Consider the following 15,489-nt stretch of genomic DNA (forward strand, 5'->3'; position numbering starts at 1 on the left):
GAATAGCAATGCAGTTCTCTAAAGCTTTTTTGGCTCACTCAAACTTGAGTGAATCATCTTGCCGCCTGATTTCTTTTATTAAAATCGCTTTACGTGCAGAAAATGTTTTGTGATGAATGTAATACATGGACAGGCATATTTTAAGGTAGTGAAAATTGAGGCCTATAATTTTTACTCTAGGCTGATAAAAAATATTAATGCGTTCTTAATCTAGGTAAATACCTATGCATTCATGAGTTTCTAGCGGAGTAGCCACATTGCTCACGTATTTAAGCTGAATGGCAATTTAGCGCTTGTTAAGGTAAAATTAACAGAAATACAGGAGGCTTTATGGCTACCACAGTTTCTAAAACTAGCAATGACCGCAAGACCAAGTTTACGCCTAATATGGATAACTTTAAGGTCAGTTTAAGCTATGAGGGTTTGTCACTGAAAAAGAGCAGTGAAGGCAAAAGCATTTCAGAGTTAAAACGCAAATATGCGAGATAAATACGGGGTAGCCTATGATAAATATTGCTACCCCGGCTCTGACGTTTTAATTAACCTTCTTGATATTAGGGATTCAGAAAAGCTTGAAGAAGCTGAAGCTGAATTTACCGCTGAACGGTATCGAACCTACGAACCCACCAAACAATCACTTGCTGATTTTTCATTCGAACATTTAAAGTACCTTCATCACCACATGTTCCAAGATTTATATGCGTGGGCGGGTAAGCCAAGAGATGTTGATATTTCCAAAGGTGACACGCGTTTTTGTACTTGGACACGCATTGAGCCTGAAGCTATTAAATTATTTAAAACGATTCCTGCGTTAGCTGATTATCAGGACAATGAAGACCTCGTTGAAAAGGTCGCAGATTTGTTTTGTGAGTTAAATTTACTTCACCCATTTCGTGAAGGGAATGGCAGAGTTCTGCGCTTCTTTTTCGAGGAGCTGTTGTTTACTCTCGGCTTCCATGTAACGTGGCCAAAGATTTCTCAGAAAGATTGGATTGACGCTAACATTGCTGGTGTGCATCTGAACCTAGAACTGCTCAAGGTGATATTCACTCAAGCCATTTCAGAGCTGGAATGAAGAGATTAAAAAACTGGCAATCATGTTGTGAAGAAATACATAAATAAATACATGGGCAGGCATCTTTTCAAGTAGTTGCGATTGGGTAAAAAATCATGATTAAAGGTCAACAAAATATTTTAATGTGCTCGTAGTTTAACTAAATACCTACACAATCACCGGTTTCTGGAAAATGAGAGTTATTGAGGTGAGTTTAGTACAGGGGGAGGTATATCTCATTGTGCAATGAAACAATTGAAATTAAAAAGTGACTTTAGAGGAAACGTTAGCCTAATGAATTCTTTTACCGACGTTTTCGTTTGTAGCAATTTAACGTGTCTATCTGTTCACCAATTACGCTAAAAATAGTTACAGTCTTGACCAATAGTTCTAAACTAATTTTGAATCATGTTTTTTGCTGTCGTTCGATAATGTTCTCAATAATGAACGGTATATTCCTAGTGTTGCACGCTCCCGCAACCATACGAATAGACTCGCTATTTATAGCGGGTCTTTTTTTTGCTAAGCCAAAAGGGTTTAGCACCAAATCAACGTCACCATTAGCCTTTAACTCTAGCTTTTCCACCAAAGAGCGTATTGCAATTTTAGCCTCGTTTGACAAATCATCAGTAGTAAGCTCATCAATATAGCGTCGAAATTTATCCGCTATACTGTTGTTATTAACTTCCTTTAATGAGGGCGCAACTTGCTTGAGTTTGGCTTCTTCTAACCTGACCGAGACCTCTGCCAATGAATCTGCAACTAACTTGGGATCTATGCCGGCTTTAATAGAGTTAATTAGGTTTACTTTTTCTGCTTCTAGCTTAGCGACAACACTTTTACTGTTAATTGAGGGATTTTGACTGTCTCTAATTAACTCTCGCATCGATTTATTGGTTCAATGTAAAATCCTCGAATAGAAATTCGAGGATACCCAAAACCTTGTCTTAATTTAATTTGACGTAACTCTCATTGTAAACAGAAGAAAATTAAGCTTCGAGCATCCTCAATTAACTATATTTTAGGTAAATTTATTTAATCTATTTACCTTTTCTTTTACGTGGTTTAAAAACGCCCTCAGCGGCCGCTTCTTTTTTCAATTTTCGCTTTTCTTTTAACGATAATTTTGGTTCTTTCTTTTCATTTCTAGACATTTTATCTCCTATTAATAAATCAAAGTTGTACTTGTAGTTTGCAAAATTAATAAATTAAAAGCTCAATAGACACGCACCTCCCATATTAATGTTTAATGAATAACTAACGTGAAAAAGCGACATAAAATTTAAAAACGCTAAAGACTATTTCAATCAATCGACGAAATATTTTTAGGGTTATAATTTATGAAATTGAATTTATGTATCTATGTAGATACCTGGGCGCGACAGCGCCCCTTTAAGACTGGAACTTTAGGGCAAAGCTCCCTAAGAAAGTGATATAATTTGGTGCAGCTATAAATATTTTCATAGGGTTAATCTAACAGTTTAAATATTAACTTCAAGCTTAAAAATTAAACTCTATGCACAATTATCGATTTTCATGATTAGATGGCATTGGTTTGATAATTATACATTACTTTTGAGTCAGAAAAATTTGGTTAACCTAGGCCTTACTGTGATTTATGTATGTTACACAGGCGGTAAGCTTTCTGTGTTAACTCATTAATTTAAATGTCACACCTAGGTTTCATTTATGGGATCTAACATCTCATCATTGCTTATATATATTATTTATGAAGTCAATATACTTATCTTTAATGCTTGTTAATAAGCTCTTTTTTTAGTTTTCCCAATCAAGTATGGCGCAAGCGATACTTAGAAAAACTATTTCATTTCAATTCTTAAGGGGAACATTTCGTTATGTGGATAGTTTTTGCATTACTTGCTACGTTTTTTTTTGGTGTTAGAGGAATAATGTATCAATGGACATCACAGAAAGAAATAAATCGTAATTTATTATTATTCGGTGTTTTTTTCATAGGTTTTATAACGAGCCTTACAGGTGTCATTTTATTAGATCAACAATGGTATGGGTGGGCAGATATTACTGTTGGTTTTGCATTGGGTTTAGGTTCTTTTGCGGCGAATGCTTTCTTACATAAAGGTTTTTCTATTGGAAAGGCTTCTCTTATTAGCATTTTATCCGGTTTAACCCCTTTGTTTGTACTTATATTTGCTTTTCTATTATGGCAAGAAAGCTTAACAACTTTACAATTGTTTGGTTTCTCTATCATTTTTGTTGGTCTTTATATTATCCGCTATTCAAATGATATTTCATTAAATAACCTGCAAGGTGCACAGTGGGGATTGCTAGCGGCACTATTCTTTGCATTTAATGATTTATTAGGTAAACAATCGACACTACTTGGTGCTGATATATTCGCCACGTTAACCTCAATGTTTGGTCTTGGTAGTTTTCTTTTTGCAATAAGTTGGTTGGTAAAACGCAAAAGAGAGAGTAGTCATCAAAATATACCTTTGCCTAATTGGTCAGAAGTAAAAACATTTATCTGTGGTTTACTTATTGGTTTAACAAATGTCGCCGGCATGGTGGCAATAATATCGGCTTTTGAAATAGGTAATACAGGGTTAGTTTCTGCAATTTCAGGAATGAACATTTTAATTATTCTGCTTTATTCTCGTATCGTTTTAAAAGAGTCTTTTAGTCGTCAGGAACTTTGGGGATTAACTGCTGCTTTTCTAGGTGTCATAGTGTTGAGGTTTAGCTATTAAGTGTAACTGCATCAAATTTGTTTACACATATTAAAAACATGCATGGTCTCGCGTTACCTTGCATTGCGCTTAATTATCGAATAATAGGAGCCATAAAAATGAAAAAAATTAGCGCTGATAGGATGTCAAACTATCGCTGAATCAATAAAAAAATGGCGATCTTTCTGAATGTGGGCTAATTGCTGTGTTAGGAAGAAATCCTACTACAACTCAAAAATTTGCTGAGTATTTTAACTGTATTCCCTGTACTGATATTCATGACCTTTTGGCTTTAAAGCCTGAATTTGTTGCAGAAGCCGCATCACCTCAATCAGTCGTTGATTGTACCGTAATATTAGGAGGAGGATCACATTTTATTATTTTATCTACGGCTGCATTTGTAGATCAGGATTTATATAGCAGAGCAATAAAAAGGGCATCAGACAATAACACTAAATTATATATTGCAGGTGGTGCAACGGGTCGATTCAATTTGGTGATTATGCTATTGCAGCTTGGAGCATTGTTGCCATTCTTAACTCAGAAGCATCCCCCGTTGTTTTTATGTAACTCATTTTAATCATACACTGCAACGCGTTAAGAGAAGTGTTGCAATGTATGTTCTATAAGTAGTCTCACGCGGTAAGGAATATGTTTCCGGTCACGGTAGAGCATTGAAAAGGATTGCTCTTTACTTTGCCAATCAGGAAGAACACGCTGAAATTTTCCTGACTCAATTAATGGCAATGCTAAGTAATCAGGCATATAGCTAATTCCGATACCAAGTTCTACTGCACATCTCAGCATATGAATTTCATTAACCTCAAGTCGAATTTGTTTTTTAGGCTGAAAATTGTACTCCTCATTAGTCACTTTATTTTTTAATCGCCATGGAACTAAGCCTATGCACGTCACTTTTGCTTGATCTTCTAATTGCTCGGGATGGGTAATGGAATGAGGAAATATATTTGCATGGCAACATAACACATTATGGGTAAGCTTAAGCTGCCTAACAACCCAATTATCGATGGATGGATTTCTTGTTCTAAAAGCAATATCAATGCCTTGCTTTTCAATATCTATTAATTCATTTGAGAAACGTAAATCTAATTGAATTTCTGGATATTGTTGTAAAAAATCACAGAAGATAGTACTTAAAAAGTGTTTGCCTACATAGATAGGGGCGGAAATTTTAATTTTTCCTTTAGCTTGTTGTCTATCCTCAGATAACTCTTGTTTTATACAGTCAAGTTCATCAAATAACTTATAGTAACGCGCATAATATAACTCCCCCGAGTGTGTTAACGTCACTCGATGAGAATCTCGATTAAGTAGAGTCAACTGTAGAGATTGCTCTAATAAACGTATTCTCCGACTTAAGGTCGATAATGATAGAGCAAGAGTTTCTGATGCTTTTTTAAAACTGCCTAATTTTACTATTAAGCAAAAATAACGTAAATCATCGAGGGAATAATTAGTTGCCATCATTATATTTAATTGTGGTTTAGTTATTTTCAATGTTAGCAGTAGAGCAAGGGGATATCATTAGGTACACAGACTAATAATTATATATTATTATATTGTAACTAATGCAAAGTTGTATGTTAACACTAATGCAAAGTTGCACTTAATCCCCCGATTTTCATTAGCTAAACTTTATATTAGTTTGTTGCTTGTTGTTTACTACTCCGCCAATTCAGTATTTTACTCATAACACTCAATAGTAATACTTCCAGTGATATAAATTAAGCCCATTTTTTCTGAAATTTCAGATGCTTAAACCAAGCTTTGTTGGGTGGTACTTTATGATTAAAAACATTCTAGTCGAGTGTATTTAATCAATGGGGCAGCGATTTACCCCATTGATTTCTATATCCAATCTAAGGCACGTTGAAACTCATCAATTTACAACAAACTAATGCTAAAATAGTATCACTTTTGTCACTCCTATTGGAAATCAGCACGAACGGTTTGAAACCCGTTGATATGCCGCTGCTGCCCATAAATATCCGGCAATATATGCTTTATTTTATTGACTTGTACTGTCCTCATTCCCTTCTGTGTTTGCCACTTAATACACTGTCCTTTAGTTAATCCTAGTAAGGCAGTTCCTATTGGGGTAAGAACAGAAATTGGGTCTTCAAATAAATGCGTTTCTGTCGGTAAACATAAAGTTTTAATAAACCTTTTCTGCGTGTCTAAAATTTCAAAGCTAACCTTACAACCAAGAGCGACCACATTTTTAGGCAGCTCATTAAGCGAAACGATAATTGCTCGATCAAGTTCATTCTCAATCGCGAGAGCACAATCATCTGAAAGTTTAGTGCGCTCCAGTAAGTGTTCAACTGCTGCTAAATCAGTTCTAGAAATAATAATATTCGGTTGCATTTTCAAAATCTCTTCAAATATCTTAAGTTAAATTTTGATAAAAATAGAATTCTTAAACTATCAATAAAAAGTACTTAACCTTTACTGCGTTGGACTAGCTCTTAAGCAATTTTCCACCGTTTTCTCTGATATATCCCTATTGAGATACTCCTAATCATTTTTATCCGCATAATAGTTATTGACAGATAAAACTTGCCACCTTAATGACCCGTAAGGGGTATTTACTTGTGCCACGTCACCACACCGTAACCCCAACAAAGATGCGCCTATTGCTGAGGTAAAAGGTACAAGACCTTGAGTCAAATTGGCATTTTCCAAATTTACTACTCGTAACTCTAACGATTCTTCCGTAGCAAGGTTTTTCAAAATAACGTTGCTTCCAATACGAACTCTATTTTCTAAACGTGAGGTTTGATTAGCACAAAACTCTAGGCGACCCAACAACCAGCACAATCGAATAGGATCCATGAGTGTTTTGTATTCAGTTTTCTGAAGCTTAGAATTTGAACGACAAATTAAGGTTTTGTATGACCTGATAAAATGCATAAGCACGACTAAATCTCCAACCGAGCTGACTTTTAACGAACAATAAAATTATTTAATAGACACTGAAAATATGCCGAGTGTAGGGGTACACTCGGCTTAGATTGGAAAGGTGGGTACGTAACTCTTTAAAATTTTGTTGCTGATATTATTTAACATGATTTCCTCAAAATTGATTTGAGATGATAGTCTGTATAAATATAAAAGCAAGACCATAAAACAGGGGGGCAACAAATTATGTCTAATGAGCTTTATCTTGTATTTAGAAGCGCTTTTGGGGATTCAATAGGGCACTTTTAGTATTTACAATTTCAAGTGGTATATCGAGTATGAACTGCTACAAATATTCAATTTAGATCTAAATGGGGTTTTATATTATATCGCCCGTAGATTCTAAAATTTTTTTTGACTTTCCAGCTTTCCTAGACAATCCATAGCTCTAATTACTATAGCCTGAATAACAGCAATTTGCTCAACGCAGAACTACTCAATGTAGCCTTACCCCAAATGATATTTTAGTATCCAAATTATTTAGTGTAACGTTTCATGATCATGGATGATGTATCAATTTTTGACATGAATGTGTTAGCTGCTTTCGATTGCATAAAACTATTCATCGAAGCATCAGCATCTTTTAATGATTGCCAATGGACCAGAACTAACCATTCACCGTTTTCACCTTTGGCTTTTTTTCTCGAAATAAAGCCAGGTTGTTTACTTACATGTTCTATCTCTACTCTCTTATCAATTACCGAAAACTCTTGATAGGTTACATCGTTATTCAGAGTGAAACTGGCTACTTCAATCACTTCGGCAATGGCAAATATTGGCGAGGCAAACATAGCGACACTTAATATTAGTTTATTGATTGATTTCACTATTTTCTCCTAATTAAAAGTTAATTCGAACACCGATTGATAGTTCATTGGTAGCTAAATCATCGATCATAAAACCATCTGTAAATGAATCTTGCCCCGTCATGACGTGGCCTAAAGAGGTGTACTGGTATTCAGTGTAAACTAGAGCTGATTCGGTTAATTGGTAATTAACACCCAAACCTAGGTTCCAAGAAAACTCTGTTGATTCGCCATCAGGGTAAGCATCGTAAAAACCATCAGTTGTGCCATCAAATGGGTCAAATGCGGCTACGCCAGCGCCCCCTAGCTTAGCCGAATAACTATTATCAGCTATTCCTAAACCCGCTTTAACATAGGGAGTGAAAGGGGTGCTGTTAGCAAAGTCGTAAAACGCTTCTATGGTATAAGTGAAGCTTTCGATTTCACCATTCAAGATATATTCTTCACCTTCGCGAGCCCCTGTACCAAAACGTTGTTGGTCGAAACTACTTTCTCGATAACCAATACGTCCTTCAACTCGAAACTGTTGGTTGATTATGTAACCGATACCTATGTTGCCTACTGTGCCGTTTCCTGTATCAAATTCAGCAGGGAAGTCTGCGTCTACTGCTATATTGTTTCCGTAAGCTTGTGACTCATTTATTTGTTGACTTGCACCCAATTGGGCCGTGCCATAAAAACCCCCTGCTTGAGCTATCGATGGCGCTATCAATGCAACTGCAATGCTAATGGCTAATGTGCTTTTAATGTTTTTCATCTTTTATCCTGTAGTGATTGTGGTCGCTTTGAATGAACATTTCATTTTGTAGCGTTGTTTGTTGAACTCAGGATGATCTTAGTACTTACTGATTGTATTGAATATGTGCAATAATTAGATTTTATAATCCCTAAAAACAGAACAATGATTAATTACTTAAGACACATGGCTGTTTTTGCCAGAGTGGTAGACGAAGGATCTTTTCGTAGAGCAGCCAAAACGTTAAATTTGGCTCCGTCAAGAACCAGTCAAACCGTGGCAGATCTGGAGAAATACTTAGGCGTGACTCTGTTATATAGATCAACTCGCAAACTTGTACTGACTAACGAAGGCAGCAAGTTTTATGCTCATGCGTTAGAAATGTTAAAAAGTGCAGAGGCAGGTTTAAACGAGTTGAATGCACTTTCACAGCAGCACATTGGGACATTGCGGATATCTCTACCAGCGTTTCTCACTTCTTCGACGATTTCAACTGCCATTGCCGAATTCGCTAAACAATACCCTAAAGTCTCCCTTTCTTTGATGTTCACCGATCACATAGTCGACATTTTGAATGAAGGGATTGATATGAGCATTCGAGTGGGATGGTTGCAAGATAGCACTATGATAGCCCGTAAACTATATGACGGTAGACGTTTATTGGTCGCTAGCAAAGAGTATGTGGCAACTCGGGCAACGCCAACTCACCCATCAGATTTAATAAGCTGGGACTGGATACGTTTTGATATTCGTACTAGCTCTGTAGAATTTGAATCAGCCACTGGCGAAAAAGTCTCCATCACAGAAAATAATCGTTTTAGTGTGAACAGTGCTGAGGCTTTGGCGACCTTTGCCAAAAATCATTTAGGCTTAGCTTATTTGCCAGAGCATATTGTAGCCGAGGATATTAAAAAAGGTGATTTGATACATGTGCTGCCAGAATGGAAACTTAAACCTTTAGGCTATTATGCCGTTTGGCCTAATAAATCGCGACGGGAAAACCTTACAATACTGTTAGTACGCTTTTTAGCTGAGCATTGCTAGTAAAGCTTGGATAATACTAGCGAAATTAAAAACAGAATTCGTTGCACAAATAAGGCCGTTATCGTTCAACTAGTGAAACCACGCGCGCAGATTTACGTTTATTAGAAGAGCGTGAAAGTAAGCTAGACCACATTCAAGGCCTCGATTATTCGAGGCCTTTTTTGTTTGTGTTATTTGAATATCAAAATATATGCCTGCCACTAATTCGTTTTAAACAAAACACCTCAAACCAACACCACTGGTACTTCAATTTAAGCGTTGTGATTTAATCCACTTTCCTAACTTGCAGCAATGTTGTGCCCATTAACTTACGACTTTATCCAACACTGCGCTAGAAATAAAACCTTTGGAAATAAATTTTCACATTGATTAGACGTTGTCGTTGGCAATCAATACAATGGATTGGAGTTCAGCGCACTTTAGTGCCTGTGTATTCGGATAATCGAATCAACAATATTGCTATGGCAGTTTCCGTTGGGGGAAATAACCGCTTGTGCAAGGAAGCATGTTTACTCAAGTAAATTGTCTAATTTCAAAGGGGTTTATAGTGTCTACTCAATACGATATTGTTATTTTTGGTGCGACAAGTTTTGTTGGCCAAATTCTCTGCCAATATATGGTCGCTCAATACCCAGAAGGCGAAATCGCCTGGGCTGCTGCAGGGCGTTCTCAATCAAAGCTTAATTCAGTTGTTAAATCTCTTAAGCAAAATATTCCGACGATTATTGCCGACTCTGACGATGAAATGTTACTGCGATATATGGCGGAACAAAGCAAAGTCATTATTTCTACTGTTGGACCTTACGCACTGTATGGCTCAAGCTTGGTAAAAGTGTGCGCAGAATCTGGCACCGACTACGTAGATTTAACAGGTGAGCCACAATGGATCCGCAAAATGATTAATCTACACGAAGCTACTGCCAAAGCCAGTGGAGCACGGATTGTTCATTGCTGCGGTTTTGACTCTATTCCTTTAGATCTGGGTAACTTTTACCTTCAACAGCAAGCTCAAAAAGTTTATTGCGCACCTTGTACCACCGTAAAAATGGCGGTATATCAAATGAAGGGGGCAGGCTCCGGTGGCACTTTTGCAAGTGGTATCAATATGTTTAAAGAAGCATCAACGGACGCTGAGTTAAGCAAAGGATTGAAAGATCCGTATTTTTTATGTTCAAAAGAGCATGGCTTCAGTGCTGTACAGCGTGACGTGCAAACGGCGGTATACGATGAAGATTTTGATGCTTGGGTTGCCCCGTTTGTAATGGCTGTGATTAATACCAAAATTGTTCACCGCTCAAATGAACTCAACGGCAAAGCTTTTGGGGAGAAGTTTAAATATGACGAAGTCATACGCATAGGTAAGGGCTTTGGGTCGCACATAACAGCATCGGCAATTGGCCTAGGCATGCGCATTTTTCCTTTAGCCATTACTTTGCCACCTAGCGGGTACCTAATTGAAAAAATATTGCCAAAACCAGGTGAAGGTCCAAGTGTGAAACAGCAAAACAGTGGCTTTTTCGATCTGCGCTTTATAGGAAAAACTGATGCTGGCCAGAGGCTAACAGTGAAAGTGACGGGTGATAAAGATCCCGGTTATGGATCAACTGCCAAGATGTTGGTGCAAGCCGGTTTATGCTTGGCTCAAGACATCAGCAAAGCAGAAAAGGCGGGTGGATTTTGGACCACTGCAACGGTTATGGGAGAACCCTTGATAAAGCGATTAACTGAGCGGGCAGGATTAACTTTCACACTGTTGGATTAGCCGCGTAGTTTAATTGCATGTCGTATTTGATAAAGCGTTAAGTTTTATGAGGGCGAGAATAGCATCAACCTCCTCGATTGGTTGGGAAGTTTGCTTGAAAGCTGGAAAGAATGACAACGGTGTTTGGCAAACTTCACTGAGTGAAAGTAATCGTCTTACAGATGTGCCTGAAGCGGTTACTTGAGTGTTGATGTTGTTGGGGGAGCGGGGTAGCAGAGTCGCTTTGGACAAAATCAAAGGATGAAAAGTGTTTTTTACTATTAATTTGTGAACAGTTCGTTTAACAAGTAGGGGAAAAGCAGACAAAAATCATTTCTCACAAAATTTAGAATAGCGTTCTCGCCTCAACATTCAAGGACTCAATTATTTGAGATCTTTTTTAGTGAAATTACGCATACATATCAGGTACTTGATAAAATAAAAAACTGATACAGTTTGGAAGATTAAATTTTATGTAAATTTAACGCGTCTTTTTCATCCGCATCGTTAGAATGCAATCATTATTTAAAATTGGCACGTAGCGAATGTTCGAAAAATTAATTAAAAATAAAATGTTTGCCTATGCTTTTTCTCTAGGCATAGTGTGTATTTTTTCCATCCTCGCTTTATTATTGCCTGCTGCCATTTTACCGAAAAGTGGTGTATTACTTCTTTTGCAATTGGCGGTGGTTTTAGTTTCGGTTACATCTAGTCGAAGCGCTACCGCTATCGCGGGCATATTATGTGCGCTGATTTATAACTACTTTTTTACCTCTCCTTTGTATTCACTGCATATGTTTGAATTGGAGGATATTATGAACTCCATCATCTTCATTTCTGTCGCCGTATTGACTAGTGAATTTTCGATTCGTTATCGTAAAAAAAGTGAAGCTCTTAAGCAGGCCGAAATCCGCTCCAATATTTTGTTGTCAGTGTCGCACGACTTAAGGACGCCACTTGCCAGTATTATTGGCTCACTCAGTACCTTTCAAGAATATCAACACAAGATTAGTCAACAAGAGCAAAACACCCTTATCAACAGTGCCATTGATGAGAGCCATCGTTTACACAATTACGTTGAAAACTTATTGCAGTTAACACGTTTAAAAAACAACGCCTTTAATTGGATATTCGTTCGCCAGTCAATTTGGCCTGTGATTAAACGCCTTGAACAGCGGTTCTCCGATAAGCGTTTGTTGATCAGCAAAAAAAACGAATTGAAAATGGTGGACATTCAGGATGCCCTTATCGAACAAGCCGTTTATAACGTCGTAGATAACGCTCTAAAATACTCACCCAAAGCGCAAAATGTTGAAATCGAAGTAAATAGTGTCCAACAATTTACTCGTATTCTAGTAAAGGATAAAGGCCAAGGGATAGAGCCTGAACAGCGTTTTAAGATATTTGATGCATTTTACTCAAGTCGCATTGGTGATGCAGGTAAAGGAGGCAGTGGTATTGGCTTGAGTGTGTCTAAAGGCATAATGGAAGCACATGGTGGTCATATTGCTGTTGTCGACTGTGAACAGGGTTGTACCATCGAATTACTGCTGCCAAATGGAGACGATAATGCTTAAGCCTAAGATTTTATTAATAGATGATGAGGATAAAATCCATGATTTCATCTCGATTTCATTGGCTGCTGAGAATCTTGAATATATTGGTTCATATACCGCAACCTCGGGCTTGAGTCTATTTAATCAAGAAAAACCTAGTCTTATTATTTTAGATTTAGGTTTACCAGATCTGGATGGGCGAGCCGTTTTGAAAAAAGTCCGAGAAACCAGTGATATCCCTGTATTGGTGTTAACAGCCAGAGATCAGGAAGCCGAAAAAGTAAGGTTATTAGACGCAGGTGCCAATGATTATTTAAGTAAACCTTTCGGCATTAGAGAGTTAATTTCACGCATTAAAGTATTGTTACGTGATATTAAGTATGAAGCCATGCCATCAGAACTGCGATTCGATAAATTGATCATAAAAACTGGGGAGCCTCTTGTTCTTAAAGGCCAGAAAGCGGTACAACTTACCAAAAAAGAGCACCAATTGTTAGTTAAGTTGGCCATCCATCCCAATGTACTCGTCAATCAAAAGAAATTATTAGTCGACATTTGGGGAGCGTCACATGCAGACGATGTCCATTACTTAAGAGTGCTCATCACCCAGTTACGAAAAAAACTGGGCGATGATGCTGAAGATCCCTACTTTATAAAAACCGAGCCTGGACTAGGTTACCGCTTTATTGGTGATTAAATTCTTTTGGCAGGTCAATAGGTTTAATTCTTGTACTTTGCTAGATTTTTGGAGTAAGCAACATGGCGCATTTTACTGTTATAGGCTTAGGCCGTTTTGGTATTTCGGCTTGTCAGGAACTGATCCATTTAGGACACACTGTCACAGGCGTAGATAGTGACGTTAAAGTTGCTGAAATGTATTCAGATTATCTAACCCAAGTTGTTATCTGTGATTGTACAGATGAAAATGCCTTATCAGAGCTAGATCTAAAAAACAGTGATACAGTATTAGTTGCCATTGGTGAAGATATGCAATCGAGTGTTTTGTGTACCTTAAGCTTAAAGAATATAGGGGTTAAAAACCTTTGGGTTAAAGCTGGCACAAAAGCCCATCACACTATCATATCTAAATTAGGGGTATCTAGAATCGTACATCCCGAGGAGGAAATGGGAGTGCGGGTCGCACAAGCCTTGAACTATCCAATGGTCAACGACTATATTGCGTTAGGTGATGGTCTCTATGTGGTTGAAATTAATATCAAACCACAATTACATGGTTCTCCACTGAGTAAATTATTAGTAGATACTAAAGGCGCAATAGATACATTATTAATAAAAAGACAAGGTAAAACTTTTACACGTATTGCTTGTGACTTTACGGTTAAAGCGGAAGATACTCTACTGCTTTGTGGTAAACGTGCTGCCCTTAAACATATAGCACCAAAGTTGGGGTAACTTGCATGCTACTTTGGCATCCCTCGCAGGCTCCAATTGAGCGAAAAACTAAATCCGCAAAACAAATTAATGCAGCACCACCTTTTGTGTTAGCCGGTAGTTTTGCTTTATTGATTGTTCTTGGTTCGTTATTATTAAAGTTACCCATAGCCACCGTCTCTTCTATTAGTTGGGAGCAGAGTTTGTTTACTGCGACTTCAGCAGTAACCGTAACCGGCTTAGTCGTAGTGGATACTGGCAGTGTTTTTACATTATTTGGTCAAACCGTTATTGCTTTATTAATTCAATGCGGAGGCATCGGATTGATGACATTCGCTGTTGTCACGCTTATTGCCCTTGGAGGAAAAATTGGTTTTATGCAGCGGGTGGTCGTTAAAGAAGCATTCAATCAAACCAATACTTCAACTTTGTTCAGTGTGGCTAAATCAGTGTTGTTTTTTTCACTGCTTGTTGAACTCATAGGTTTTGTCATTTTATCTGTGTATTGGTATGAAGACTTAGGGTTGCAGGCAAGCTTATTTCACGGCTTTTTTTATACCATTAGTGCTTTTAATAATGCGGGTTTTGCTCTGGCATCCAATAGTTTGATGCATTACGTGGAAGATCCAACTATTAACTTAACCATTACTGGTCTATTTATCGCTGGTGGTCTAGGTTTTACCGTTTGGATGGATGCACTCAAGTCAAAGTCGTGGAGCGCGATGACCCCTTACAGTAAAACAATGATTTTGGGGACAGTCATTATTAATGGCTTCGCACTGTTTGCTATATATGTCATTGAATATAATAACCCACAAACATTACAGCCATTGAGCGATGGCGGTAAGTGGTTAGCAGCCTGGTTTCAAGCTGTGTCACCTAGAACTGCAGGCTTTAATACACTTTCGATAGAGAATTTGGAAGAAAGTACAAGCGCTTTAATGCTGCTTCTTATGTTTATTGGCGGAGGCTCTTTAAGTACCGCAAGTGGTATTAAAGTTGTCACTTTTATTGTACTAATTATGGCTACATATAGTTATCTTCGAAGAGACAAAGGGATCACTTTATATAATCGAGAAGTCGCGAAAGAAACCGTCTATAAGGCGCTTGCCTTAACCATGATTTCCGTTGGTACAACATGGATCGCTATCTTTATTTTAACACTCAGTGAAGATGCCCCATTTTTAGATGTGGTGTTCGAAGCGGTATCTGCACTTGGCACGGTAGGGTTATCCAGAGGGTTAACGGGTTCGTTATCAGGCGTAGGCGAGCTAATCATTATTTTATTGATGTTTATGGGGCGGTTAGGACCATTAACATTAGCGTATTTTCTCGCTAGTCCAAGAACAAAGCGTCTCAGGTTTCCAGAAACACAGCTTGCGATCGGTTAATATTTTATGTCAACAAAGTCGTGGTTGTTAGATGACTATCGATTTTAGGCGGGGTAAACTTGTCAATCTTTGCTTTACG

16 protein-coding genes are annotated in these 15,489 nt (G+C 37.7%); 10 read left to right on the forward strand and 6 right to left on the reverse strand.

Annotated features, from left to right (window positions below):
- Positions 1-330 precede the first annotated feature (330 nt).
- Positions 331-489, forward strand: a complete 159-nt coding sequence (locus tag VUI23_RS08130; RefSeq protein ID WP_216047382.1) for a hypothetical protein — start codon at positions 331-333, stop codon at positions 487-489.
- Positions 479-1,075, forward strand: a complete 597-nt coding sequence (locus VUI23_RS08135) for a Fic family protein (protein ID WP_342807722.1) — start codon at positions 479-481, stop codon at positions 1,073-1,075. The genes VUI23_RS08130 and VUI23_RS08135 overlap by 11 nt, the downstream gene beginning before the upstream one ends.
- Positions 1,076-1,460: 385 nt before the next feature.
- Here VUI23_RS08135 and VUI23_RS08140 read toward each other — a convergent pair whose 3' ends face one another.
- Complete coding sequence (locus VUI23_RS08140; RefSeq protein WP_342807724.1) at positions 1,461-1,940, reverse strand: hypothetical protein; 480 nt, start codon at positions 1,938-1,940, stop codon at positions 1,461-1,463.
- A gap of 970 nt (positions 1,941-2,910) precedes the next feature.
- On the opposite strand from VUI23_RS08140, the gene VUI23_RS08145 reads away from it, so the two are divergent.
- Positions 2,911-3,783: a DMT family transporter gene (locus tag VUI23_RS08145; RefSeq protein ID WP_342807726.1), complete on the forward strand. Its 873-nt coding sequence runs from the start codon at positions 2,911-2,913 to the stop codon at positions 3,781-3,783.
- A 184-nt stretch (positions 3,784-3,967) separates the two neighbouring features.
- On the forward strand, positions 3,968-4,342 hold the full coding sequence (locus VUI23_RS08150) for a hypothetical protein (protein WP_342807728.1): 375 nt from the start codon (positions 3,968-3,970) through the stop codon (positions 4,340-4,342).
- Between the two features lie 17 nt (positions 4,343-4,359).
- Here the strand turns inward: VUI23_RS08150 and VUI23_RS08155 are convergent, their stop codons facing one another.
- The 5 genes from VUI23_RS08155 to VUI23_RS08175 all read right to left on the reverse strand — a co-directional run bounded on the left by VUI23_RS08155 (position 4,360) and on the right by VUI23_RS08175 (position 8,307).
- Positions 4,360-5,280, reverse strand: coding sequence for a LysR family transcriptional regulator (locus VUI23_RS08155; protein WP_342807730.1), 921 nt, complete (start codon positions 5,278-5,280; stop codon positions 4,360-4,362).
- A 429-nt stretch (positions 5,281-5,709) separates the two neighbouring features.
- The gene (locus VUI23_RS08160; protein ID WP_342807732.1) at positions 5,710-6,150 is read right to left on the reverse strand and encodes a GreA/GreB family elongation factor; all 441 of its coding nucleotides are present in this window, start codon (positions 6,148-6,150) and stop codon (positions 5,710-5,712) included.
- Between the two features lie 150 nt (positions 6,151-6,300).
- Positions 6,301-6,696: a GreA/GreB family elongation factor gene (locus VUI23_RS08165; RefSeq protein ID WP_342807734.1), complete on the reverse strand. Its 396-nt coding sequence runs from the start codon at positions 6,694-6,696 to the stop codon at positions 6,301-6,303.
- Between the two features lie 524 nt (positions 6,697-7,220).
- A complete protein-coding gene (locus VUI23_RS08170) occupies positions 7,221-7,571 on the reverse strand; it encodes a hypothetical protein (protein ID WP_342807736.1) in 351 nt (116 codons plus the stop codon).
- Between the two features lie 13 nt (positions 7,572-7,584).
- Positions 7,585-8,307: an outer membrane beta-barrel protein gene (locus VUI23_RS08175; RefSeq protein WP_342807738.1), complete on the reverse strand. Its 723-nt coding sequence runs from the start codon at positions 8,305-8,307 to the stop codon at positions 7,585-7,587.
- 144 nt (positions 8,308-8,451) lie between these two features.
- On the opposite strand from VUI23_RS08175, the gene VUI23_RS08180 reads away from it, so the two are divergent.
- From VUI23_RS08180 to VUI23_RS08205, 6 genes are all read left to right on the forward strand, one after another.
- Positions 8,452-9,330, forward strand: a complete 879-nt coding sequence (locus tag VUI23_RS08180) for a LysR family transcriptional regulator (RefSeq protein WP_342807740.1) — start codon at positions 8,452-8,454, stop codon at positions 9,328-9,330.
- Between the two features lie 547 nt (positions 9,331-9,877).
- Positions 9,878-11,092 carry a saccharopine dehydrogenase NADP-binding domain-containing protein gene (locus tag VUI23_RS08185; protein ID WP_342807742.1) on the forward strand — a complete coding sequence of 405 codons (1,215 nt, stop codon included), beginning with the start codon at positions 9,878-9,880 and terminating at the stop codon, positions 11,090-11,092.
- Between the two features lie 524 nt (positions 11,093-11,616).
- Positions 11,617-12,648, forward strand: a complete 1,032-nt coding sequence (locus VUI23_RS08190) for an ATP-binding protein (protein WP_342807744.1) — start codon at positions 11,617-11,619, stop codon at positions 12,646-12,648.
- Positions 12,641-13,324: a response regulator transcription factor gene (locus VUI23_RS08195; RefSeq protein WP_216047386.1), complete on the forward strand. Its 684-nt coding sequence runs from the start codon at positions 12,641-12,643 to the stop codon at positions 13,322-13,324. The genes VUI23_RS08190 and VUI23_RS08195 overlap by 8 nt, the downstream gene beginning before the upstream one ends.
- Before the next feature lie 62 nt (positions 13,325-13,386).
- Positions 13,387-14,040, forward strand: a complete 654-nt coding sequence (locus tag VUI23_RS08200; protein ID WP_216047387.1) for a TrkA family potassium uptake protein — start codon at positions 13,387-13,389, stop codon at positions 14,038-14,040.
- Between the two features lie 5 nt (positions 14,041-14,045).
- The gene (locus VUI23_RS08205) at positions 14,046-15,410 is read left to right on the forward strand and encodes a TrkH family potassium uptake protein (protein WP_342807746.1); all 1,365 of its coding nucleotides are present in this window, start codon (positions 14,046-14,048) and stop codon (positions 15,408-15,410) included.
- Positions 15,411-15,489: the final 79 nt, after the last annotated feature.

The sequence above is a fragment of the Alteromonas sp. M12 genome (assembly GCF_037478005.1).
Lineage (GTDB): Bacteria > Pseudomonadota > Gammaproteobacteria > Enterobacterales > Alteromonadaceae > Aliiglaciecola > Aliiglaciecola lipolytica_A.

What these genes read in the sequence shown, in the direction of transcription:
- VUI23_RS08160 (WP_342807732.1), bottom strand. Translation starts at nt 6,150, where the DNA reads ATGCAACCGAATATTATTATTTCTAGAACTGATTTAGCAGCAGTTGAA.
- VUI23_RS08175 (WP_342807738.1), bottom strand. Translation starts at nt 8,307, where the DNA reads ATGAAAAACATTAAAAGCACATTAGCCATTAGCATTGCAGTTGCATTG.
- VUI23_RS08130 (WP_216047382.1), top strand. Translation starts at nt 331, where the DNA reads ATGGCTACCACAGTTTCTAAAACTAGCAATGACCGCAAGACCAAGTTT.
- VUI23_RS08140 (WP_342807724.1), bottom strand. Translation starts at nt 1,940, where the DNA reads ATGCGAGAGTTAATTAGAGACAGTCAAAATCCCTCAATTAACAGTAAA.
- VUI23_RS08195 (WP_216047386.1), top strand. Translation starts at nt 12,641, where the DNA reads ATGCTTAAGCCTAAGATTTTATTAATAGATGATGAGGATAAAATCCAT.
- VUI23_RS08205 (WP_342807746.1), top strand. Translation starts at nt 14,046, where the DNA reads ATGCTACTTTGGCATCCCTCGCAGGCTCCAATTGAGCGAAAAACTAAA.
- VUI23_RS08165 (WP_342807734.1), bottom strand. Translation starts at nt 6,696, where the DNA reads ATGCATTTTATCAGGTCATACAAAACCTTAATTTGTCGTTCAAATTCT.
- VUI23_RS08180 (WP_342807740.1), top strand. Translation starts at nt 8,452, where the DNA reads ATGATTAATTACTTAAGACACATGGCTGTTTTTGCCAGAGTGGTAGAC.
- VUI23_RS08145 (WP_342807726.1), top strand. Translation starts at nt 2,911, where the DNA reads ATGTGGATAGTTTTTGCATTACTTGCTACGTTTTTTTTTGGTGTTAGA.
- VUI23_RS08190 (WP_342807744.1), top strand. Translation starts at nt 11,617, where the DNA reads ATGTTCGAAAAATTAATTAAAAATAAAATGTTTGCCTATGCTTTTTCT.
- VUI23_RS08200 (WP_216047387.1), top strand. Translation starts at nt 13,387, where the DNA reads ATGGCGCATTTTACTGTTATAGGCTTAGGCCGTTTTGGTATTTCGGCT.
- VUI23_RS08135 (WP_342807722.1), top strand. Translation starts at nt 479, where the DNA reads ATGCGAGATAAATACGGGGTAGCCTATGATAAATATTGCTACCCCGGC.